The following is a 22,042-nucleotide window of genomic DNA, read 5'->3' on the forward strand; positions in this document are numbered from 1 at the left end:
CCCCCGGAGCAATCGGGCACCGACAGTGACACCGGGTCGCCACTGTTGGATCCCTACAGTCGGCAGCTCGCAGACTCCCTCGGATCCGACCGCCGTCCTGAGAGCGTGCTGTCGACTCTGATGCGTCGCGGGGGTCTCCGCGCGTGGTTCACTGCCTCAGACGGTCAGCAGGCGAGCGCCCGAAGGGAATCCCCACTCGTGCCCCATGAAGTCGATCAGTCGTTCCTGGCGCTGCCGCTGCGCGCCCTCGCCGATGCCGCGCTGGCCCGCGCTCGGGCGCTCGGGGCGGAGCACGCGGACTTCCGTCTGGAGCGGGTGCGCAGCGCCTCCTGGCGGTTCCGGGACGCCAAGCCGGCCGGGTCGTCGGACACCACCGACCTCGGGTACGCGGTGCGCGTGGTGCACGGCGGGACGTGGGGGTTCGCGTCCGGGGTGGACCTCACCCTCGACGCCGCCGCCAAGGTCGCCTCGCAGGCCGTGGCGATGGCGCAGCTGTCGGCGCAGGTGATCCGGGCGGCCGGGTCGGCGGAGAGGGTGGAGCTGGCCGACGAGCCCGTGCACGCCGACCGGACGTGGGTCTCCTCGTACGAGGTCGATCCGTTCACCGTGCCCGACGCGGAGAAGGCCGGGCTGCTGGGCGAGTGGAGCGCGCGGCTGCTGGCGGCGCGCGAGGTGGACCATGTGGACGCCTCGCTGCTCACCGTGCACGAGAACAAGTTCTACGCCGACACGGCCGGGACCACGACCACCCAGCAGCGGGTGCGGCTGCACCCGGTGTTCACGGCCGTGTCGGTGGACGAGTCGAGCGGTGAGTTCGACTCCATGCGGACGCTCGCGCCGCCCGTCGGCCGTGGCTGGGAGTACCTGAGGGGCACCGGCTGGGACTGGGACGACGAGCTGGAGCGGATGCCCGAGCTGCTCGCCGAGAAGATGCGCGCGCCGAGCGTGGAGCCGGGCCTGTACGACCTGGTCGTCGACCCGTCCAACTTGTGGCTGACCATCCACGAGTCCATCGGGCACGCCACCGAGCTGGACCGGGCGCTCGGCTACGAGGCGGCCTACGCGGGCACCTCGTTCGCCACCTTCGACCAGCTGGGGAAGCTGAAGTACGGCTCGGAGCTGATGAACGTCACCGGTGACCGCACCGCCGAGCACGGGCTCGCGACGGTGGGGTACGACGACGAGGGGGTCGCGGCGCAGTCCTGGGACCTGGTGAGGGACGGCACGCTGGTCGGCTACCAGCTGGACCGGCGGATCGCGAGGCTGACCGGGTTCGAGCGGTCCAACGGGTGCGCGTTCGCGGACTCCCCCGGGCATGTCCCGGTGCAGCGCATGGCCAACGTGTCGCTGCGGCCCGACCCCGCCGGGATGTCCACCGAGGATCTGATCGGGGGCGTGGACCGGGGCATCTACGTCGTCGGTGACCGGTCGTGGAGCATCGACATGCAGCGGTACAACTTCCAGTTCACCGGGCAGCGCTTCTTCCGGATCGAGAACGGGCGGCTCACCGGGCAGGTGCGGGACGTGGCCTACCAGGCGACGACCACCGACTTCTGGGGTTCCATGACGGCGGTCGGCGGTCCGCAGACGTACGTCCTCGGGGGCGCCTTCAACTGCGGCAAGGCCCAGCCGGGGCAGGTCGCGGCGGTCTCGCACGGCTGCCCGTCCGCCCTCTTCAAGGGGGTCGGCATTCTCAACACCACCCAGGAGGCGGGACGATGAACGCGCGTACCACCAAGCCGCACGAGCTCGTCGAGCGTGCTCTGGAGCTGTCCCGGGCCGACGGCTGTGTCGTGATCGCCGACGAGGAGTCGACCGCCAACCTGCGCTGGGCGGGCAACTCGCTCACCACGAACGGTGTCACGCGCGGGCGCACGCTCACCGTCGTCGCGACGGTGGACGGCCGGGAGGGCACGGCGTCCGGCGTCGTGTCCCGGTCCGCGGTGACCGTCGACGAACTGGAGCCCCTGGTACGGGCCGCCGAGGCCGCCGCGCGGGGCGCCGGACCGGCCGAGGACGCCCGGCCGCTGGTGACGGGCGTGACTGAGTCTCCCGAGTTCAGGGAGGCCCCCGCGGAGACCTCCTCCACCGTGTTCGCCGATTTCGCACCGGCCCTCGGCGAGGCGTTCGCACGCGCGCGCGGGGGCGGCCGGGAACTGTACGGCTTCGCCAACCACGAACTGGTCTCCAGCTACCTCGGTACGTCCACGGGGCTGCGGCTGCGGCACGATCAGCCGAGCGGGACGCTGGAGCTGAACGCCAAGTCGCCGGACCGTACGCGCTCGGCGTGGGCGGGCCGTGCCACGCGGGACTTCAAAGACGTCGACCCCGCGGCGCTCGACGCCGAGCTGGCCGTGCGGCTGGGCTGGGCCGAGCGGCGGTTCGAGCTGCCCGCGGGCCGGTACGAGACGCTGCTGCCGCCGACCGCCGTCGCGGACCTGCTGATCTACCAGCTGTGGTCGGCCTCGGGCCGGGACGCGGCCGAGGGCCGCACGGTCTTCTCCAAACCGGGCGGCGGCACCCGGATCGGCGAGCGGCTGTCCGGGCTGCCGCTGACCCTGCGCAGCGACCCCGCCGAGCCGGGGCTGGAGTCGGCGCCCTTCGTGATCGCCCACTCCTCCGGGGGCGACCGGTCGGTGTTCGACAACGGGCTGCCGCTGACGGCCACGGAGTGGATCCGCGAGGGCGAGCTGACGCGCCTGACCACCAGCCGGCACGGCGCGGACCTGACCGGGCTGCCCGTGGCACCGGGGATCGACAACCTGATCCTCGACGGGGGCGAGGACCGCTCCCTGGAGGAGATGGTCTCCGCCACCGGGCGCGGGCTCCTGCTGACCTGCCTGTGGTACATCCGCGAGGTGGACCCGGCGACGCTGCTGCTCACCGGTCTGACCCGGGACGGCGTCTACCTCGTCGAGAACGGCGAGGTCGTCGGGGAGGTCAACAACTTCCGGTTCAACGAGTCGCCGGTGGACGTACTGGGTCGCGCCACGGAGGCGGGGCGTACGGAGAGGACGCTGCCCCGGGAGTGGGGCGACTGGTTCACCAGGGCCGCGATGCCGCCGTTGCGCGTCCCCGATTTCAATATGAGTTCTGTCAGCCAGGGCGTATAACCTCGTAGACGTTCGCCACCGGCGGTCACCCGACCGGCCGAGCACCGGCGAGCCGAAGATCACCGAGGAGACACGAGAACCGTGACGGACATCGTCGATGAGCTGAAGTGGCGCGGGCTGTTCGCCCAGTCCACCGACGAGGACGCTTTGCGCAAGACGCTCGCGGACGGTCCCGTCACGTTCTATTGCGGCTTCGACCCGACCGCGCCGTCACTGCACGTGGGGCACCTGGTGCAGGTGCTCACCCTGCGCCGGATGCAGCAGGCCGGTCACCGGCCGCTGGCGCTGGTCGGCGGGGCCACGGGCCAGATCGGCGACCCCCGCCCGACCGCCGAGCGCACGCTGAACGACCCGGCGACCGTCGCCGGCTGGGTCGAGCGGCTGCGCGGCCAGATCGAGCCGTTCCTGTCCTTCGAGGGCGAGAACGCGGCCACGATGGTCAACAACCTCGACTGGACGCAGAACCTCTCCGCCATCGAGTTCCTGCGGGACATCGGCAAGCACTTCCGCGTCAACAAGATGCTGACCAAGGATTCCGTCGCCCGGCGTCTGGAGTCCTCCGAGGGCATCAGCTACACCGAGTTCAGCTACCAGCTGCTCCAGGCCATGGACTTCCTCCAGCTGTACCGGCTTCACGGCTGCACGATGCAGCAGGGCGGCAGCGACCAGTGGGGCAACCTCACGGCGGGCCTGGACCTGCTGCACCGGCTGGAGCCGGACGCCGCCGTCCACGCCTACGCCACGCCGCTGATGACGAAGGCGGACGGCACCAAGTTCGGCAAGACCGAGGGCGGCGCCGTCTGGCTCGACCCGGAGATGACCACGCCGTACGCGTTCTACCAGTTCTGGTTGAACACGGACGACCGGGACATCTCGGGCTACATGCGGATCCTGTCCTTCAAGTCCCGCGAGGAGCTGGAGGAGCTGGAGCGGCAGACGGCGGAGCGTCCGCAGGCCCGTGCCGCCCAGCGCGCCCTGGCCGAGGAGCTGACGACCCTGGTGCACGGTGCCGACCAGACCGCCGCCGTGATCGCCGCGTCGAAGGCGCTGTTCGGCCAGGGTGAGCTGGCGGAGCTGGACGAGCGGACACTGGCGGCGGCCCTCTCGGAGGTGCCGCACGTCCAGGTCGCCGAGCTCGGTCCGGTCGTCGACCTGTTCGCCGAGGTCGGCCTGGTGGCGAGCAAGTCGGCCGCGCGGCGCACGGTGAAGGAGGGCGGCGCCTACGTGAACAACGTCAAGGTCACCGCCGAGGACGCCGTCCCCGCGAAGGAGGACCTGCTGCACGGGCGCTGGCTGGTGCTGCGCCGGGGCAAGAAGAACCTGGCGGCGGTGGAGGTCACGGCCGCCTGAGCCGCTGGAACGTCCGGTCGTCCGGGCATCCGAGGGGGCGATCGGCCTCGGATGCCCGGACGACACCGGCAGGACACCTCGGCGGACCCGCGCGTCAGGCCCGCTGCTGTGTGCGCTTGCCCCGCATCTGCGTGTAGAGCATGTCGACGAAGAAGACGATGACGATCGCCGCCGCCAGCTGGAAGACGTGCCGGCCCCAGTCGATGCCCCGGGTCTCCGCGATACCGAAGCCGCGCGCGATCGCGTTGCCCGCGATGGCGCCGAGGATGCCGCAGATGGTGGTCAGCCACAGCGGGCTGTGCTGCTTGCCGGGAATGATCGCCTTGGCGATCAGGCCGAGCACGAATCCCACGATGATCGCCCACAACCAGCCCATGACTGCCTCCCGGTACGCCTAGACGCGAGCGTTACGGCCAGTGTCGGCCCGGACCCGTTGCGTCGCATGTCGGGCATGCCGTACGGGCTTCGGACCGGACGGGGCGGACGGGGGAACGGCGGACGGATTCCGCGGGCCCGGGGCGCCCCGGTCTCGTGGGCGGCGGGGGCGCGGCGTAACGTGGTCTTCGTGCGGGCCCGGTGCCCCGGCCGTCACGAGACGGCCAGGGGCGGGAAAAGTCCGATACGGGCGGATGGTGGAATGTGATGCGGAAGCAGCACGGCGGCGTCCAGGTGTTCCGGATCACCGGTGCCAGGGCGGGCCTCCAGGACGATGTGCGCGCGCGGCAGCGCCGGTATGTGATCTCCATGACCGTTCGTACGATCTCGGTCATCCTCGCGGCGTCGCTCTGGAACGTGGAACGGTACGTCGCGATCGTGGCGCTGGTCCTCGGAATGCTGCTGCCGTACATCGCGGTGGTGATCGCCAACGCCGGGCGTGAGAACGCGCCGTCGCTGCCCTCGACCTACCTGTCGACGCAGATGCGGACGGAGATCGAGCCGTCGCAGACGGACGGCGACACGGCGGAACCCGGGACGGAGGATGCGGTGCCCGAGCCCACGCCCGAGCCCGCCTCCGGCGCACGGACGGAGCGGCCCGGGCCGTCATGACCTCCGGAACATGACCATGACCGGCCGGAACCGGAGGGCGCTTCCCCGCCAAGCTCAGGAAAAGCTCAGATCAATCATGTTGTTCCGGTGCCGGGGGCGGGGTGACCCGTGACATACTTCGTACGCGCTCCGCATCCCCCGTCGGAGCGACGGACCGACGCCGGGCAGCTCCCCCCGTGGCTGCTCGGCGTCGCCTTTGTTCCGGGTGTGACGGGTGCTCCCGGCGGTTGCCGCTGAGCCGACCGGGTTAGGGTCGGCGGTGTGATGGACCCTGATCCCGAGACGCCGATCTGTTCCGCCAAGGGCTGCCGTGCCGCCGCCGTGTGGGTGCTCGCCTGGAACAACCCGAAGATCCACACGCCGGAGCGCCGCAAGACCTGGCTCGCGTGTGAGGAGCACCGGGAGCATCTGTCGCAGTTCCTCGGCGTACGCGGGTTCCTGAAGGACGTGGTGCGCTTCGAGGAGTGGCGGGCGCCCGAAGAGGCGTAGCCCCGAGCCCAGCCCCGGCCTCCCGGCCCCTTCGGCGCCTCAGCCGCCGATGGCGGACATCGGGCGGTCGGGCTGTACGAACGTCGGGTCGTCGAGGCCGGCGCCCGCCTTCTTGCCCCACATGGCCAGTCGCCAGATCCGGGCGATCTCCTCGTCGGGCGCGTCGGAGCGCAGGGCCGCGCGCAGGTCCGTCTCCTCGGTGGCGAACAGACAGGTGCGGATCTGTCCGTCGGCGGTGAGCCGGGTGCGGTCGCAGGCCGCGCAGAACGGGCGGGTGACGGAGGCGATGACGCCGACGCGGTGCGGGCCGCCGTCGACCAGCCAGCGCTCGGCCGGGGCGGAGCCGCGGGCCTCGTCGCCCTCGGGGGTCAGCTCGAAGCGGGTGCGCAGGGAGGTGAGGATGTCGTCGGCGGTGATCATGCCGTCGCGCTTCCAGCCGTGCTGGGCGTCCAGGGGCATCTGCTCGATGAAGCGCAGCTCGTAGCCGTGGTCCACGGCCCAGGCCAGCAGGTCGGGGGCCTCGTCGTCGTTGAGCCCCGGCATCAGGACCGAGTTGACCTTCACCGGGGTCAGGCCGGCTTCGCGGGCCGCGTACAGGCCGTCGATGACGTCCTGGTGGCGGTTGCGGCGGGTGAGGGTCTTGAAGACGTCCGGGCGGAGCGTGTCGAGGGAGACGTTGACCCGGTCCAGGCCCGCCTCCTTCAGGGCCGCCGCGGTGCGCCCGAGGCCGATGCCGTTGGTGGTGAGGGACGTCCGGGGGCGGGGCTCCAGGGCCGCGACCCGCTCGACGATGCCGACCAGGCCGGGGCGGAGCAGGGGTTCACCGCCGGTGAAGCGGACCTCCTCGATGCCGAGGGAGGTGACGGCGATGTCGATGAGGCGGACGATCTCGTCGTCCGTGAGCAGGTCGGGCTTGGCCAGCCACTGCAGGCCCTCCTCGGGCATGCAGTAGGTGCACCGCAGATTGCACCGGTCGGTCAGTGACACCCTCAGGTCGGTGGCCACTCGGCCGTACGTGTCGATGAGCACGTGGCCCCCTCCCTCGACTCGGATCACTCGGATCACGCGTACTCCGGCTGTCTGTTGAGCCTACGTGACGGCGCCGACAAGCACAGCGGCCGAGACGACGGGATGTACGGCGGCCGCGCCGTGCGGACCTCCGGGAGAGGTCCGCACGGCGCGGCCGGGCCGCCGGTGCGGGTCAGTGGGCGCCGGTGCCGGTCAGCGACCTGACCTCCAGCTCCGCGTACTTCTTGGCGTCCGGTTCCTCCTTGGACAGGACGGTGCCGAGCCAGCCCATCAGGAAGCCGAACGGGATGGAGATGAGTCCCGGGTTCTTCAGCGGGAACCAGGAGAAGTCGACGTCGGGGAACATCGCGGTCGGGTCGCCGGAGACGACGGGCGAGAACAGCACCAGGCCGACGGCGACGATGAGACCGCCGTAGATCGACCACAGGGCGCCCTGGGTGGTGAACCGCTTCCAGAACAGGCTGTAGAGGATCGTCGGCAGGTTGGCGGACGCGGCGACCGCGAAGGCCAGCGCGACCAGACCGGCCACGTTCAGGTCGCGGGCGAGGGCGCCGAGCGCGATGGAGACGACGCCGATGAGGACGGTCGCCCAGCGGGCCGCCCTCATCTCCTCCTTCTCCGTGGCCTTCCCCTTGCGGATGACGTTGGCGTAGATGTCGTGCGCGAAGGAGGAGGACGAGGCGAGGGTGAGACCGGCGACCACGGCGAGGATCGTGGCGAAGGCGACCGCCGAGATCGTGGCGAGCAGGATCGCGCCCCAGGTCGAGTCGGTGCCGCCCAGGTGCAGGGCGAGCAGCGGCGCGGCCGTGTTGCCGGACGGGTTGGAGGCGATGATCTCGTCCCGCGAGATCAGCGCGGCGGCGCCGAAGCCGAGGGCGATGGTCATCAGGTAGAAGCCGCCGATGATGCCGATGGCCCAGTTCACGGACTTACGGGCGGCCTTGGCGTTGGGCACCGTGTAGAAGCGGATCAGGATGTGCGGCAGGCCGGCGGTGCCGAGCACCAGGGCGATGCCGAGGGAGATGAAGTCCAGCTTGGTGGTGCCGCTGGCGCCGTACTGCAGGCCGGGCTCCAGGAAGGCCGCGCCCGCGCCGCTGTTGTCGGCGGCCTTGCCCAGCAGGTCGGAGATGTTGAAGTTGAACTTCAGCAGCACCAGGAAGGTGATCAGGATGGTGCCGCCGATGAGCAGCACGGCCTTGATCATCTGTACCCAGGTGGTGCCCTTCATCCCGCCGATGGAGACGTAGACGATCATCAGGACGCCGACCAGGGCGACGATGAGGACCTTGCCGGCGTCGGAGGTGATGCCGAGCAGCAGCGAGACGAGGACGCCGGCGCCCGCCATCTGGGCCAGCAGGTAGAAGATCGACACCACGATGGTGGAGGTGCCGGCCGCGGTGCGCACGGGCCGCTGGCGCATGCGGTAGGCGAGGACGTCGCCCATCGTGTAGCGGCCGGAGTTCCGCAGCGGTTCTGCGACCAGCAGGAGGGCGACCAGCCAGGCGACCAGGAAGCCGATGGAGTAGAGGAAGCCGTCGTAGCCGAAGAGGGCGATGGCGCCCGCGATGCCGAGGAAGGACGCGGCCGACATGTAGTCACCGGAGACCGCGAGTCCGTTCTGGAAGGCGCTGAACTGCCGTCCGCCCGCGTAGAAGTCGGCGGCGTCCTTGGTCTGCCGGCCCGCCCAGACGGTGATGCCGAGGGTCGCGACGACGAACAGCGCGAACAGCGTGATGATCAGCGCGCGGTGCTCGCTCGCCTCGTTCGCGGCGAGGGTGACGTGGGTGATCGCGGGGCTCATGCGCCGCCCTCCATACGGGTCTTGATGGCCTCGGCCCTGGGGTCGAGCTCGGCGGCGGCGTGCCGGGAGTACCACCACGCGATGAGGAACGTGGTGACGAACTGCAGGACACCGAAGACGAGGGCGACGTTGATGTTGCCGAACAGCTTCGTGCCCATGAAGCCGCCCGCGTAGTTCGAGAGCAGCACGTACAGCAGGTACCAGAGGATGAAGCCGACGGTCAGGGGGAAGGCGAAGGAGCGGTGGGAGCGGCGCAGTTCACCGAACTCAGCGCTCTCCTGCACCGCGGTGAACTCCTCGGGTGTGGGGAGTTTGTGTTCCTCTGCTGAGGGGGATGGCGCTTCGGCGGCCACGGAGTCTCCTCGCGTTGCGGGTGCGGTTACTACGGAACGACGGAACTACTGCGGGAACGGGGGCGAGTGTCCTCGCGCTCCCTGCACAACGTCACGGCGCCACGCGAGCACCGGTTCAACGGTCCGCGCTTTCTTTTCGGGGGACGTTTTCCGAAGTCGTTACGGCAAAACGTTGTTGCCCGGAGAGGGCACGGGATAACTTCACCCTGCACACCCCGTCATGTACCTGCCCGAACGTCACTTGTGCCTCGGGCAGGTTTGTTTCCGGATGATGTGGAGATCCCATGGCTCATCTGCGTTCCAGACGCCGCCTCGCCCTCGCCGTTCCTGTCGCGCTGTCCCTGACCGCCTCGCTCGGCTTCCTGCCGGCGGCGGCGTCGGCGGCTCCGCAGGCGGCGCCGACGGCGAAGCAGGCGACGGACGCGCCCGCCTTGGCGTACGTCGTCAACACCAAGGCGGACCACCGCACCATCGCGTCGGTGAAGAAGGCGATCGCCGCGGCCGACGGGACCGTCGTGGTCACGTACGACAAGATCGGTGTGATCGTCGTCCACTCGGCGAACCCGGACTTCGGCAAGGAGATCCGCGCCGCGCGGGGAGTGCAGTCCGCCGGAGCCACCCGTACCGCGCCGCTGGCCCCGGCCGGGACGACCGACGTGGGCGCCGCCGACTACGTGACGGCCGCCGAGGCCGCGAAGACGAAGGCCGCCTCGGACAAGGTTCCCGGCAGCGAGCCCCTCGAGGCCGACCAGTGGGACCTGCGGGCGATCGGCGCCGACAAGGCCGCGCGGATCAACCCCGGCAGCCAGAAGGTGACCGTCGCCGTGATCGACACCGGCGTCGACGACACCCACGACGACCTCAGGGCGAACTTCTCCGCCGCCCAGTCGGCCAACTGCGTCGGCGGCAAGGCGGACACCAGCGAGGGCGCCTGGCGTCCGTACACGGCCGACGACTACCACGGCACCCACGTGGCCGGTGAGATCGCCGCGGCCCGCAACGGCATCGGCGTCGCCGGTGTAGCGCCCGGCGTGAAGGTGTCCAGCATCAAGGTGAGCGACCCGGACAACGGTCTCTTCTACCCGGAGAACGTCGTCTGCGCCTTCGTGTTTGCCGCCGACCACGGCGTCGAGATCACGAACAACAGCTACTACGTGGACCCGTGGCTGTACAACTGCAAGGACGACCCCGACCAGAAGGCGATCGTCGACGCGGTCAACCGGGCCCAGCTGTACGCCCAGAAGAAGGGCACCCTGCACGTCGCCTCGGCCGGCAACTCCAACCACGACCTGGCCTCGGACGCGATCGACGACGCCTCCAGCCCGAACGACACCACGCCGGTCGAGCGCACCATCGACCCCTCCGAGTGCCTGGACCTGCCGACCCAGCTGCCGGGTGTGGTCACGGTCAGCGCGACCGGTGTGCACAACGCCAAGTCGTTCTACTCCACGTACGGCAACCGCGTGGTGGACGTCGCGGCACCGGGCGGCGACAGCCGCTACCAGCTGCCGGACACGCCGTCGAAGAACGGCCGCATCCTGTCCACCATGCCGAACAACCAGTACGCCTTCCTCCAGGGCACCTCGATGGCCGCACCGCACGCCGCCGGTGTGGCCGCGCTGCTGAAGTCCAAGCACCCGTGGGCGTCCCCGGCCGCGCTGCAGGCGCTGCTGAAGGCGCAGGCGGACAACCCGGGCTGCCCGGCCTCCTACGACCAGGACGGCGACGGGGTGCAGGACGCGACGTGCGAGGGCGGCAAGCGGGTCAACGGCTTCTACGGCTTCGGCATCGTCGACGCGCTGGACGCGGTGAAGCGATAAGCGAAGCATTAGCAGTGCAGTAGCAGGGCAGTAGCAGGACCGCGCGGCCGTACCGCGTGACCTGTGAGAGGGGAAGGGCCGGGCGATCCGCCCGGCCCTTCCGGTGTCCCGGGATCCCCACGGGTGGATCGTGGGCGGGCGTCAACGGGTGCCCGAGTGTGATGATCGGCTCATGCCGCATGGGCGGCCGGTGCGGCACAGTGCACCCATGACCGACACCGAATCCCGCGTCGGCCTCGCGGCCGCGTGGTCCTCACTGGGCGGTGATCCCGCCCTCCTCACCCGCGTGTCGACCGTCGAGCGGCCCGAAGTGCTTCCCGCGCGGCTGCCGGTACGGGAGCTGGCGCGCGCCTGCGTGGGCGCGTGCGCGCTGGCCGCGGCCGAACTGGGCGCGCGGCGGGCGGCGCGTACGGCTTCGGGGTGTGCTCCCGCGGGGCGTCCCGAGGTCTCCGGGACGCCCGCGGTGCGGGTGGACGACGGAGCGGTGGCCGCGGCGTTCGTCAGCGAGCGGCATCTGCTGGTCGACGGGCGGGCCCCGGTGGCCTTCGCGCCGCTGTCGCGCTTCTGGCGCACGGCCGACGGATGGGTGCGCACCCACGCCAACTACCCCCACCACCGGGCCCGGCTGCTCGCCGCGCTGGGGACGTCCGAGGACACGCGGGCGGTGGCGGCGGTGCTCGCCGAGCGGTCGGCCGTCGAGGTGGAGGAGGCCGTGTACGCCTCCGGCGGGCTCGCCGTCGCGCTGCGGACGCCCGCGCAGTGGGCGGCGCACGAGCAGGCCGCGGCGGTGGCGCAGCGTCCGCTGGTGGAGCGCGGGCGGCTGGACGCCGCACCCGCGCGCGTGCTCACCCCCGTGGACCGCGATCCGCTGCTGCCCGCGGCGGGGCTGCGGGTGCTGGACCTGACACGGGTCGTCGCGGGACCGGTCGCCACCCGCACGCTGGCCCTGCTCGGCGCGGACGTGCTGCGCCTGGACCCCCCGCGGCTGCCCGAACTCCCCGACCAGCACACCGACACGGGGTTCGGGAAGCGCTCGGCCCTGCTGGACCTGACGGCCGACCGGGATGCCTTCGAGGAACTGCTCGCGGCCGCGGACGTGGTGGTCACCGGGTACCGGCCGGGGTCCCTGGACCGACTCGGGCTGAGCCCCGGGGCGCTGGCCGAGCGCCGGCCCGGGGTGGTCGTGGCGCAGTTGTCGGCATGGGGTGCGTACGGGCCGTGGGGCGACCGGCGCGGCTTCGACAGCCTGGTGCAGGTGGCCACGGGGATCGCGGCGAGCGAGGGTTCACCGGAGCGGCCGGGGGCGCTCCCGGCGCAGGCCCTCGACCACGGCACGGGGTACCTGCTGGCGGCGGCGGTGCTGCGGGCGCTGACCGAGCAGGCGGACGAGGGGGGCAGCCGGTTCGTGCGGCTGGCGCTGGCACGGACGGCGGGCTGGCTGCTGGAAGGAGCCGCGCACACGCGTGCGCCGGCCGAAGGGGAGGCGGCCGCTTCCGTCCCGGCCGCGGACGGGTCCGCCGACGCCTGGCTCACGGAGGCGGACGGTGCGCAGGGGAGGCTGCGGTACGTCCGGCCCCCGGTGTCGTTCGCCAAAGGGCCCCGTGACTGGGCCCGCCCGCCCGGGCCGTGGGGGGCGGACACCGCGCGGTGGGAGTGAGGGTGGGGACAGCGCTGGAAGCGTCGGGAAGGACGGACCGCGGCCGGTGTCGGCAGGCCGCACGAGCACGACCGGGGTACCAAATCCGAGCTTGGCGCGAACTGTCCCCTGCCTTCCCACCCCACGCTTGCCCGTTCTGTGAGTGCTTGTGAAGATCTTGGGGTGACTCTGACAAATCCCAGGCCCGGGGCGGCCGGTACGCACAGGGGCGCACCGCGTTCCGGCACCGGCCCGGCCGTCGCCGTACTCGTGCTGGTGGCACTGGCGGCACTGATACCCCTCCTCGGCCCGCCCCCCGCCCTGCGCGGCACCGGTGAGGCCCCGGCGCCCGGCACCGGCGGCATAGCCCTGCTGCGGACGGTGCTGTTCGCGGCTCTGGCGATACCCGTCGGCGAACTGTTCGTGAAACGGCTCCTGCGTTCCGTGCCCGACGCGCCCCCGGCCGTGCCCCGCAGCTGGTCCACCGCCGCGAACGCCGTCGGTTTCGCGGCCGCCGTCGGACTCGCCTCCGTCGTGGCCACCGGCAACCTGGTTCCCGAAAGCCTCGCCGCCATCGACGTGGGCGGCCTGTACGACTCCCGGGACGGCAAGCTGGCCCTCCTGGAGGTCAACGCGTTCCTCCTCGCGGCCCTGTGCGCCGCCTCCGGCCGTCCGGGCACACAGGCCTGGCCGCTGGCCGCGGTCATCGTCGCCGAAGCCCTGCGCGCGCACCCGAAGACCGAGTACACCCCGCTGCTCGGCTCCGGCCTGACGCTGGTTCACCTGACCTGCGCCTCGCTCTGGGTGGGCGGCCTGCTGTACGCGCTGCGCACCATGCGGGCGTGGCGGGGCTCGGAAGCGGGGGGCGTGCTGCTGGGGCTGTACGCGCGCGTGGCGGCCGTCCTGCTGGCCGCCATCACCGCGACCGGGGTGTGCAGTTCACTGCGCCGGATGCCGCCGGGGACGATCCTGGAGCAGTTGACGGACACCGCGTACGGGCGCGTCCTGCTCGCGAAGGTGATCCTGATGGCCGGTGTCACGACTCTCGCCCTGTGGGCCCGGATCCGGCTGGCCCGCGCGGCCGATCCGCTGAGCGCCCGCGGCCCCGCGTGGGCGGAGGCGTACCTGCTGGCCCTGGTGGTGGCGGTGTCGGGCCTCCTGACGGCGCTTCCGGTACCGATCCGCTGGTGAGGCCGGGCGGCGGGGTCCGCCCGGCACCTGACCGGCAGGGCTGTCAGTCATGGCCCGTATCCTCATGAACCATGCTCGAAGACCTCACGACCGCAGCGTCCTCCGCCACCGCCTGGCCGGCCTCGTATCCGCGGGGGTACGCGGTCGTCGACGTGGAGACCACGGGACTCGCCCGGGACGACCGCATCGTCTCCGCGGGCGTCTACCGGCTGGACGCGCGCGGCGAGGTCGAGGACCACTGGTACACGGTGGTCAATCCGGAGCGGGACCCCGGTCCGGTGTGGATCCACGGCCTGACGAGCGAGGTGCTCGAAGGAGCGCCCCTCTTCGGTGACATCGCCGAAGAGTTCGCCACCCGGCTGGAGGGGCGGGTGCTCGTCGCGCACAACGCCGTCTTCGACTGGCAGATGATCGCCCGCGAGTACGCCCGCGCCGGCGCGCAGGCTCCGGTGAAGCAGCGGTTGTGCACGATCGTCCTCTCCAAGGAGCTCCGGCTGCCGCTGCCCAACCACAAGCTGGAGTCGCTCGCCGCGCACTTCGGTGTGGTGCAGCGGCGCGCGCACCACGCGCTGGACGACGCACGGGTGCTGGCGGAGGTGTTCCGGCCCAGCCTGCGGGCCGCGGCGGTGGGCGGGATGCGGCTGCCGCTGCACGAGTGCCTGCCGCTGACGGAGTGGGCCGACCGGCCCAGGGCCGCCCAGCAGGCCGGGTACGGCGGCGGCCACCGGTCCGCCGGTTGGCGCCCCTCCCGCAAGCGCCCCGCGTGCCCCTACCCCAACCCGGGACGGTACGAACCGGGCAAGCCGCTCAAGCAGGGCATGCGGGTCGCGTTCTCCGGTGACACCTCCGTGGAGCGGGACCTGCTGGAGGACCGGGCGACCGAGGCCGGGCTGCACGTCGCCACCAGCCTGTCCCGGCTGACCAGCCTCCTCGTCACCAATGATCCGGACTCGGGCACGTCCAAGGTGGTCAAGGCCCGGCAGTACGGGACCCCGGTCGTGGACGAGGCGGCCTTCGGCCAGCTGCTCGGTGACGTCGCACCCGCGTCGGAGGGCTGACCGCGCCGACGGCGAGCGGGGCGCCGACGGCACGGTCGGCCCGTCCGGGGTCCGAGGACCGTACGGACGGGTGATTGCCGGGCGACTCGCCCGCCGCCCGCTCGCCCGCACCGGACCTACGGCCCACCCTGTGGCCCATGGCGACATGTGAAGTGTGCGGCAACAGTTACGGAATGACCTTCGAGGTGCACGCGCAGGGCGCGGTGCACGTCTTCGACTGCTTCTCCTGCGCGATCCACCGGATGGCCCCGATCTGCGAGCACTGCCGGGTGCAGATCATCGGCCAGGGCGTGGAGGCCGAGGGCCACTGGTACTGCGGCGCCCACTGCGCCCGCGCGGAGGGAAGGACGGGGATCGTCGACCGGGTGTGAGGACGCACCCGCCTGAACGCACCCCACGGTCCTGGTTGTACGGTCGTGGGGTGTACCGCTTCCTGTTGTCCCGCCAGTGGGTGATCCTCACCCTCCTGGCACTCGTGCTCATCCCGACGATGATCGAGCTGGGCTTCTGGCAGTTGCACCGTCATGAGCGCCGGGTCGCCCTGAACCAGGTGATCGCCAACTCCCTGGCGGCCGAGCCGGTGCCCGTCGAGTCCCTGACCTCGCCCGGGGCGAAGGTCGACCACGAGCACCTGTACCGCAGGGTGACGGCGAGGGGAAGCTTCGACACCGCCGACGAGGTCGTCGTGCGCCGCCGCACCAACGCGGACGACAAGGTCGGCTACCACGTGCTGACCCCGTTCGTCCTCGAGGACGGCAGGGTCCTGCTGGTCAACCGGGGCTGGGTTCCCGCGGACGGTCCGAGTCAGAGCGCGTTCCCCGAGATCCCGGCGCCGCCCGGGGGCGAGATCACCGTCACCGGGCGGCTGATGCAGGACCAGACGACCGAGGACAGCGGCATCAAGAACCTCGAGGGCCTGCCCGACCGGCAGATCATGCTGATCAACAGCGAGCTGGAGGCCGAGCGGCTCGGCAGGGAGGTCCTCGGCGGCTACGTCGATCTGACGGAGCCCGAGCCGCGCGGTGGCACCCCGGAGCTGATCTCCGAGCCCGTGCACGACGAGATCGGCCCGCACATGGCGTACGCCGTCCAGTGGTGGCTGTTCACCGCGGGCGTCCCCGTCGGCTGGGTGATCCTGGTCCGCCGCGAGGCACGGGAGCGGGCGGAACAGGCGGCTGCCGGGACGGCGGACGCGGAGAAGACCGAACCCGCGGCGGTCTAGGGCCGCCCGGCGGATCGTGCCGCGGACGCGGAGCCCGGCACGCCCGGTGACGGTGCGGTCGTCCGCGCCGTCGCCGCCACCGCGACGGCCGTCGCTCCTTGTCGTTCCCCTCTCACTCCCCGGCGCCGCCCCTGATTGCCGCCCCAGGCAGCCGGGCATCCGCACCTCGTGCACCGTATCGAGGACTACGCGCTCATCGGCGACGAACAGACCGCTGCCCTGGTGGGCGCGGACGGGTCCGTCGACTGGCTCTGCCTGCCCCGCTTCGACTCCGGCGCCTGCTTCGCCCGGCTGCTCGGCGACGAGGACAACGGTCACTGGCGCATCGCGCCGCTGGGCGCCGAGCGGTACACGCGCCGCTCCTACCGCCGGGACACCCTCGTCCTGGACACCGAGTGGGAGACCGACGAGGGCGCGGTGCGCGTCACCGACCTGATGCCGCAGCGCGACCGCGCCCCCGACCTGGTGCGCGTCGTCGAGGGCGTACGCGGCGAGGTGACCGTCCGCAGCACGCTGCGGCTGCGTTTCGACTACGGCTCGGTGGTGCCCTGGGTGCGCAAGACCGACGGCCACCGGGTGGCGGTCGCGGGGCCGGACTCGGCGTGGCTGCGCAGTGTGCCGGAGGTGCCCACCTGGGGCGAGGACCGCGGCACGCACTCCGAGTTCACGGTCGGGCCGGGCGAGCGGGTCGCGTTCGTCCTCACCTGGCACCCCTCCCACGAGCCGCGCCCGCCGCTGGTCGACCCGTACTCCTCGCTGCGGCAGAGCATCGCCGACTGGCGCGCGTGGACGTCCCGGTGCCGTTACACCGGCCCGCACCGGGACGCGGTGGTGCGGTCCCTGATCACGCTCAAGGCGCTCACCTACTCCCCCACCGGCGGTATCGTCGCCGCGCCCACCACCTCGCTGCCGGAGGAGCCGGGCGGGGTGCGCAACTGGGACTACCGCTTCTGCTGGCTGCGCGACTCCACGCTGACCCTGAACGCGCTGCTGGCGGCCGGGTACCAGGAGGAGGCGGAGGCCTGGCGCAACTGGCTGCTGCGCGCGGTCGCGGGCGACCCGGCGGATCTGCAGATCATGTACGGGCTGGCGGGCGAGCGGCGGCTGCCCGAGTCCGAGCTGCCGTGGCTGCCCGGCTTCGGCGGCGCCACCCCGGTACGGGTCGGCAACGACGCCGTCAACCAGCTCCAGCTCGACGTGTACGGCGAGGTCGTGGACTCGCTGACGCTGGCCCGGCGCTCGGGTCTGTCCCCGCACCCGGACGTGTGGGCCCTGCAGACCGTCCTGCTGGAATTCCTGCGCACGGCCTGGCGGCAGCCGGACGAGGGGCTGTGGGAGGTGCGTGGCGGACGGCGCCACTTCGTGCATTCCAAGGTGATGGTGTGGGTGGCCGCGGACCGTGCGGTGCGCCTCCTGGAGGAGAGCCCGGACCTCGAGGGCGACGTCGACGGCTGGCGCGCGTTGCGCGACGAGGTGCACCGTGACGTGTGCGAGAAGGGGTACGACCCCGAACGGAACACGTTCACGCAGTCCTACGGCTCGCGCGAACTGGACGCCGCGCTGCTGCTGATCCCCCGGGTGGGTTTCCTGCCGCCCGACGATCCCCGGGTGCTCGGCACGATCGACGCGATCCGCGCGGAGCTGGGCCAGGACGGGTTCGTACGCCGCTACACCCCGGACGCCGCACCCGTCGACGGCCTGCCCGGTGAGGAGGGCACGTTCCTGGTGTGCTCGTTCTGGCTCGCGGACGCCCTGCACATGGCGGGCCGGACGGATCAGGCACGCGAGCTGTTCGAACGACTGCTGGGGCTGGCCAACGACGTGGGGCTGCTGGCGGAGGAGTACGACGCGGTGGGCGGGCGGCTGCTGGGCAACTTCCCGCAGGCGTTCAGTCATATCGGCCTGGTGAACACCGCCCTCGCCCTGTTCGGGGGCGAGGAGGCAGGATAGGGCCATGGATCTTGGACTGAAGGACCGGGTGTACGTCGTCACCGGGGCGACCCGCGGGCTGGGCAACGCCACCGCGCGCGAGCTGGTCGCGGACGGTGCGAAGGTGGTCGTCACGGGCCGGGAGGAGCAGAGCGTCGCCGAGGCGGTCGCCGGTCTCGGGCCGAACGCGGTCGGCGTGGCGGTCGACAACGCCGACCCCCAGGCACCGGCGCGGCTGATCGCGACCGCGCGTGAGCGGTTCCACCGTTTCGACGGCATCCTCGTCAGCGTGGGCGGACCGCCGCCCGGCTTCGTCGCCGACGCCACCGACGAACAGTGGCAGTCGGCGTTCGAGTCGGTGTTCCTGGGCGCGGTACGACTGGCCCGTGCCGCCGCCGCGGAGCTGGGTGAGGGCGGGGTCATCGGCTTCGTGCTGTCCGGCTCGGTGTACGAGCCGCTCCCCGGCCTGACCATCTCCAACGGCCTGCGCCCCGGACTCGCCGGCTTCGCCAAGTCCCTCGCGGACGAGCTGGGCCCGCGCGGCATCCGCGTCGTGGGTGTGCTCCCCGGGCGGATCGACACGGACCGGGTCCGTGAACTCGACGCCCTCTCCGCCGACCCGGAGGCCACCCGCCAGGCGGCCCGGTCCCGCATCCCCCTGCGCCGCTACGGCACCCCGGCCGAGTTCGGCCGCACCGCCGCCTTCCTCCTCTCCCCGGCCGCCTCCTACGTCACCGGCGTCATGGTCCCGGTGGACGGCGGGGTACGGCACGGGTTCTAGGGCCGCGTCCGGCACCGGGACCCGTCCGGTTCCGGGCCGGGGCCGGGGTCAGCTGACGCGTTCCGCGCGGTGTTTGACCGCTCGCAGGCGGACCTCGGCCGGGAGGGCGGCCAGGCCCGCCGCCTCGCGGGCATGGGTGAGGGCTCCGGTGGTGAGGGTGTCCAGCGCGGTGCCGGGGTCCACGTGGGGCTCCAGGAGGAGGCGGACGCGGGTCCGCGGGGCACCGCGACGGCCGGTCAGCCGGACGTGGGCCTGGTCGACGCCGTCCAGCCGGCCCGCCTCCTCGGCGAGTGCGGCCTCCAGGGCCCGGCCGCGCAGGATCGCTCCGTCGCCGTCGCCGGTGTCGACGAACACCTCGGCCGTCCGGTGCCGGCGCACGATCGCGACCAGCCACCAGAGCAGGAGCAGGACGAGGACCGCGAGTGCGGCGATCACGACGGGCCACCACCAGCCCTGGTCCCGCCACCGGGTCCGCTCGGCGTCGCTCAGCAGTACGTCGTGCCGTCCCTGGTGCAGCCACCAGGAGGGCATCGGCGTCCCCAGCCCGATGGCCAGCACGGACCCGCCGAGGGCCGCCAGGAGCAGGCCCGTGAGCCCGAGCAGTACACGGTTGACACCCCTGATCACCGGCCTCACCCCTTCCGTCCGGGACGCCGCACCCGTACCGACAGGGCGGGCGGCCGGGACAGCCCCAGGCCCCTGACGGCGTCGGCGAGTACCGCCTCCAGGTCGGCCCGTACGTCGTCCAGTTCACGGAAGTGCGACACCGCGCGGACGTCGGCCCGCTTGCGGGCCACCCGCACCCGGACCGTCTGCACCCCGGCGATCTCCATGGCCCGGTCCCGCAGCACCATCGCCGCCGCGTCCCGGTCGAGTCCGGCGCGTACCCCGGGATGGGTGCGGCACATCGGGAGCAGGGCCCGCAGCCCGGGGGTGAGGGCCAGCAGGAGCAGCCAGAGTCCGAGGGCGGCGGCGATCCCGGCGCCCAGCAGCACCCAGACGTCGTCCAGGGGCCGTTCGGCCAGTTGGCGGGCCAGCTCCCGGCGCCAGCTCATCGCGGGCCGGCCGGCGCGCACCGCGGCGATGTCGTACAGGAACGCCACCGCGACCACCAGGAGCAGCAGTGCGAGCAGGCCCGCGGGGACCTTGCGCGCCGACCAGAAGCGCCGGGGGCCCGGGGCCGCGGCGCCGTCCGGCGCGGGCGGCGGTGTCTTCTCCAGGACGGTGCCCGCGGGCTGCTCGACGGCTCCGGGTTCGCTCATCGGACCCTCCCCCGTACCGCTCCCGCCAGGTGCAGCCGTTCCACCTGGACGACGACCTCCGGCACCTGCATGCCCGCCAGCACGGACACCCGTTCGACCACCTGGCGGCGTACCTGCCCGCACCGGCCGCCGATGTCGCCGGGGTAGCCGAGTTCGACGTGGACGCGGACCCGTGCGGTGTCGTCGCGGTGGACGACGACCGTGGCGTGCGGCGGCTCGGCGTCCGGGGGCAGCGGTCCGAGCGCCTCACGGGCCGCCTGGGAGGCGATCTTCGCGACCACCCGGTCGGCGATCCTGGTCGCACCGCGCTCGCTCGGCGGCATGACGACGCGGGCGCCCTCGGACACGCTTTCCCCCGTGCTCACCGGTGTCACCTCCGACGATCGCCACGGGGGCGGAAGAAGTCACCGAGCTCCAGGTCCCCCTGGAGGAACCGCCCGGCGACGAAACCGATGGCCCCCAACGCGGCCACCAGTACGAAAGCCCCGAATCCGCCGAAGTATCCGGCGAAGCCCAGCGCCATGCCGGCGATCATGCCGGCCACGGCCATGTTCATGGTGCGCTCCTCAGCTCCTCAGATCCTCGACTCCTCGACTCATCGAGGGGTGCCTCACTGGAGACGGGTCTCCGACTCCTCTTCCTCCTCGTCCGGCAACTTCACGTCGCTCACCGCGATGTTGACCTCGACCACCTCGAGGCCGGTCATCCGCTCGACCGCCGCGACGACGTTCTCCCGCACGTCCCTGGCGACATCGCTGATGGACACGCCGTATTCGACGACGATCTCCAGATCCAGCGCGGTCTGTACCTCGCCGACCTCGGCCTTCACTCCACGCGTCACCGATTTCGACCCGCCCGGTACCCGGTCGCGTACGGCCCCGAAGGTCCGGGACAGGCCGCTGCCCATGGTGTGCACGCCGAGCACGTCCCGCGCGGCGAGACCGGCGATCTTCTCCACGACGCCGTCCGCGATCGTGGTGCGGCCACGGGTGGCGGGTTCGCCTCCGCCGCGCCGGGTGCCCGGCCCCTTGCGCGTGGAGGCGTCCGGCACGGTCTTCTCGATGTCGGTGGCCCTCGTCGAGCCACCCTCCGGCATGTCGGTCATCGGTGCACGTCCCTTCCGGTCGTCGTCCACGTGCCCACCGTATGCGCGGTTGCGTGATAGCGCGCCATGGATGCGGCAGGCTGGAGGAATGACGGCGGACCGGTGGACTCGGACAGTGCGACAGCAGTTGGGGCTGGGCAGACTTCTGCCCCTGGGCGGAGCGCGGGACGGCGTGTGGATCTCCGAAGCGGCCGCCGGGGACGCCCTGCGGCGCGCGGTGGAGCAGGACGAACCGGGCGTGCGCGTGGACGGACTGCGGATCGCGCTCGCCGACCCCCGGGAGACCGGTGAACCGGTGGTGCCGCCCCCGCCGAGCGCCCTGCCACCGGGCGCGCTGCGGGTGACGGTCCGGTTCGCGGCCACGGCGGCAGAGCCGCTGCCGGTGGCGGCGGACCGTCTGCGGGCGGTGCTGTCGCGGGCCGCGGCGGAGCGGATCGGGCTGGTGGTGGCGGAGGTGGACCTGCGGGTGACCGAACTGCTGGACCCACAGGCCGGGCCGCCTCCGGTGTCAGGTGCGGAGTCCGCGGGCGGGTCCGCGGAGGGGCCGGCCGACGCCTCGCCGTTCGGCGCGCCGGAGCCCGGTGACTCCGACGGGAGCCGGGTGGCCGCCGCGGCGCTCGCCGTCCCGGGGGTGTCCCGGCTGACGGGCACCCTGGGCCGCCCGGTGCACCTGACGGCTCACCAGCAGCCCGGCGAAGCCACCCTGACCCGCCGCCACGCGCGCGTGGACCTCGCCGCCCTGGCGGACCACCGGACGGTGGACGTGGCCCGAGCGGTCCGCTCGGCGGTGTCGGCCGCCCTGCCGGATCATCCGACGGTGGCGGTACTGGTCACGGCGCTCGACTGACACTCCCCC

General features: G+C 72.3%; 23 protein-coding genes. 14 read left to right on the top strand and 9 right to left on the bottom strand.

Features of this window, described 5'->3' with window-relative positions; all coding sequences use genetic code 11:
* Positions 1-198 precede the first annotated feature (198 nt).
* From AB0I73_RS08495 to tyrS, 3 genes are all read left to right on the top strand, one after another.
* Positions 199-1,722: a TldD/PmbA family protein gene (locus tag AB0I73_RS08495; protein ID WP_363035094.1), complete on the top strand. Its 1,524-nt coding sequence runs from the start codon at positions 199-201 to the stop codon at positions 1,720-1,722.
* Positions 1,719-3,113 (top strand): metallopeptidase TldD-related protein, encoded by a 1,395-nt coding sequence (locus AB0I73_RS08500; RefSeq protein ID WP_363035096.1) that lies wholly within the window; start codon positions 1,719-1,721, stop codon positions 3,111-3,113. Before AB0I73_RS08495 ends, AB0I73_RS08500 begins: the two co-directional genes overlap by 4 nt.
* Before the next feature lie 81 nt (positions 3,114-3,194).
* Positions 3,195-4,463, top strand: a complete 1,269-nt coding sequence (gene tyrS / locus AB0I73_RS08505; RefSeq protein WP_363035098.1) for a tyrosine--tRNA ligase — start codon at positions 3,195-3,197, stop codon at positions 4,461-4,463.
* A 94-nt stretch (positions 4,464-4,557) separates the two neighbouring features.
* Here the strand turns inward: tyrS and AB0I73_RS08510 are convergent, their stop codons facing one another.
* A complete protein-coding gene (locus AB0I73_RS08510; RefSeq protein ID WP_363035100.1) occupies positions 4,558-4,839 on the bottom strand; it encodes a GlsB/YeaQ/YmgE family stress response membrane protein in 282 nt (93 codons plus the stop codon).
* 266 nt (positions 4,840-5,105) lie between these two features.
* Here AB0I73_RS08510 and AB0I73_RS08515 point away from each other — a divergent pair, with 266 nt between their 5' ends.
* Positions 5,106-5,510, top strand: a complete 405-nt coding sequence (locus AB0I73_RS08515) for a DUF3099 domain-containing protein (protein WP_363035102.1) — start codon at positions 5,106-5,108, stop codon at positions 5,508-5,510.
* 264 nt (positions 5,511-5,774) lie between these two features.
* Complete coding sequence (locus AB0I73_RS08520; protein WP_109383225.1) at positions 5,775-5,999, top strand: hypothetical protein; 225 nt, start codon at positions 5,775-5,777, stop codon at positions 5,997-5,999.
* Positions 6,000-6,038: 39 nt separating this feature from the next.
* Here AB0I73_RS08520 and moaA read toward each other — a convergent pair whose 3' ends face one another.
* From moaA to AB0I73_RS08535, 3 genes are all read right to left on the bottom strand, one after another.
* Positions 6,039-7,028: a GTP 3',8-cyclase MoaA gene (moaA, locus tag AB0I73_RS08525; RefSeq protein ID WP_363035104.1), complete on the bottom strand. Its 990-nt coding sequence runs from the start codon at positions 7,026-7,028 to the stop codon at positions 6,039-6,041.
* A gap of 172 nt (positions 7,029-7,200) precedes the next feature.
* Complete coding sequence (locus AB0I73_RS08530) at positions 7,201-8,829, bottom strand: cation acetate symporter (protein ID WP_109379921.1); 1,629 nt, start codon at positions 8,827-8,829, stop codon at positions 7,201-7,203.
* On the bottom strand, positions 8,826-9,182 hold the full coding sequence (locus AB0I73_RS08535; protein ID WP_363035106.1) for a DUF485 domain-containing protein: 357 nt from the start codon (positions 9,180-9,182) through the stop codon (positions 8,826-8,828). The genes AB0I73_RS08530 and AB0I73_RS08535 overlap by 4 nt, the downstream gene beginning before the upstream one ends.
* Positions 9,183-9,466: 284 nt before the next feature.
* Here AB0I73_RS08535 and AB0I73_RS08540 point away from each other — a divergent pair, with 284 nt between their 5' ends.
* From AB0I73_RS08540 to AB0I73_RS08575, 8 genes are all read left to right on the top strand, one after another.
* Complete coding sequence (locus AB0I73_RS08540) at positions 9,467-11,002, top strand: S8 family serine peptidase (RefSeq protein WP_363035108.1); 1,536 nt, start codon at positions 9,467-9,469, stop codon at positions 11,000-11,002.
* Positions 11,003-11,210: 208 nt separating this feature from the next.
* Positions 11,211-12,659, top strand: a complete 1,449-nt coding sequence (locus AB0I73_RS08545; protein WP_363035111.1) for a CoA transferase — start codon at positions 11,211-11,213, stop codon at positions 12,657-12,659.
* Positions 12,660-12,821: 162 nt separating this feature from the next.
* A complete protein-coding gene (locus AB0I73_RS08550; RefSeq protein ID WP_363035113.1) occupies positions 12,822-13,829 on the top strand; it encodes a CopD family protein in 1,008 nt (335 codons plus the stop codon).
* Between the two features lie 71 nt (positions 13,830-13,900).
* Positions 13,901-14,887, top strand: a complete 987-nt coding sequence (locus tag AB0I73_RS08555) for a DEDDh family exonuclease (RefSeq protein WP_363035115.1) — start codon at positions 13,901-13,903, stop codon at positions 14,885-14,887.
* A gap of 137 nt (positions 14,888-15,024) precedes the next feature.
* Positions 15,025-15,258 carry a hypothetical protein gene (locus AB0I73_RS08560; RefSeq protein ID WP_109379926.1) on the top strand — a complete coding sequence of 78 codons (234 nt, stop codon included), beginning with the start codon at positions 15,025-15,027 and terminating at the stop codon, positions 15,256-15,258.
* Positions 15,259-15,308: 50 nt separating this feature from the next.
* On the top strand, positions 15,309-16,109 hold the full coding sequence (locus AB0I73_RS08565) for an SURF1 family protein (protein ID WP_363035117.1): 801 nt from the start codon (positions 15,309-15,311) through the stop codon (positions 16,107-16,109).
* A gap of 168 nt (positions 16,110-16,277) precedes the next feature.
* Complete coding sequence (locus AB0I73_RS08570; RefSeq protein ID WP_363035119.1) at positions 16,278-18,059, top strand: glycoside hydrolase family 15 protein; 1,782 nt, start codon at positions 16,278-16,280, stop codon at positions 18,057-18,059.
* Positions 18,060-18,063: 4 nt separating this feature from the next.
* Positions 18,064-18,819, top strand: coding sequence for an SDR family oxidoreductase (locus tag AB0I73_RS08575; protein WP_109379929.1), 756 nt, complete (start codon positions 18,064-18,066; stop codon positions 18,817-18,819).
* Positions 18,820-18,867: 48 nt separating this feature from the next.
* On the opposite strand, the gene amaP is transcribed toward AB0I73_RS08575, so the two are convergent.
* Genes amaP through AB0I73_RS08600 form a run of 5 tightly spaced genes read right to left on the bottom strand, consistent with a single transcriptional unit; the run spans position 18,868 to position 21,186 of the window.
* A complete protein-coding gene (amaP, locus tag AB0I73_RS08580) occupies positions 18,868-19,455 on the bottom strand; it encodes an alkaline shock response membrane anchor protein AmaP (RefSeq protein WP_363035122.1) in 588 nt (195 codons plus the stop codon).
* A complete protein-coding gene (locus AB0I73_RS08585; protein ID WP_363035124.1) occupies positions 19,452-20,081 on the bottom strand; it encodes a DUF6286 domain-containing protein in 630 nt (209 codons plus the stop codon). Before AB0I73_RS08585 ends, amaP begins: the two co-directional genes overlap by 4 nt.
* A complete protein-coding gene (locus tag AB0I73_RS08590) occupies positions 20,078-20,404 on the bottom strand; it encodes a hypothetical protein (protein ID WP_363035306.1) in 327 nt (108 codons plus the stop codon). Before AB0I73_RS08590 ends, AB0I73_RS08585 begins: the two co-directional genes overlap by 4 nt.
* Positions 20,405-20,451: 47 nt before the next feature.
* Complete coding sequence (locus AB0I73_RS08595) at positions 20,452-20,637, bottom strand: hypothetical protein (protein ID WP_363035126.1); 186 nt, start codon at positions 20,635-20,637, stop codon at positions 20,452-20,454.
* Positions 20,638-20,691: 54 nt separating this feature from the next.
* A complete protein-coding gene (locus AB0I73_RS08600) occupies positions 20,692-21,186 on the bottom strand; it encodes an Asp23/Gls24 family envelope stress response protein (RefSeq protein ID WP_363035128.1) in 495 nt (164 codons plus the stop codon).
* 88 nt (positions 21,187-21,274) lie between these two features.
* Between AB0I73_RS08600 and AB0I73_RS08605 the strand changes: the two genes are divergently transcribed.
* Entirely contained in the window at positions 21,275-22,033 is a 759-nt protein-coding gene (locus AB0I73_RS08605; RefSeq protein ID WP_363035130.1) for a nucleopolyhedrovirus P10 family protein, read from the top strand.
* The last annotated feature ends 9 nt before the right edge of the window (positions 22,034-22,042 follow it).

The organism is Streptomyces sp. NPDC050388, from assembly GCF_040655635.1.
GTDB lineage: Bacteria > Actinomycetota > Actinomycetes > Streptomycetales > Streptomycetaceae > Streptomyces.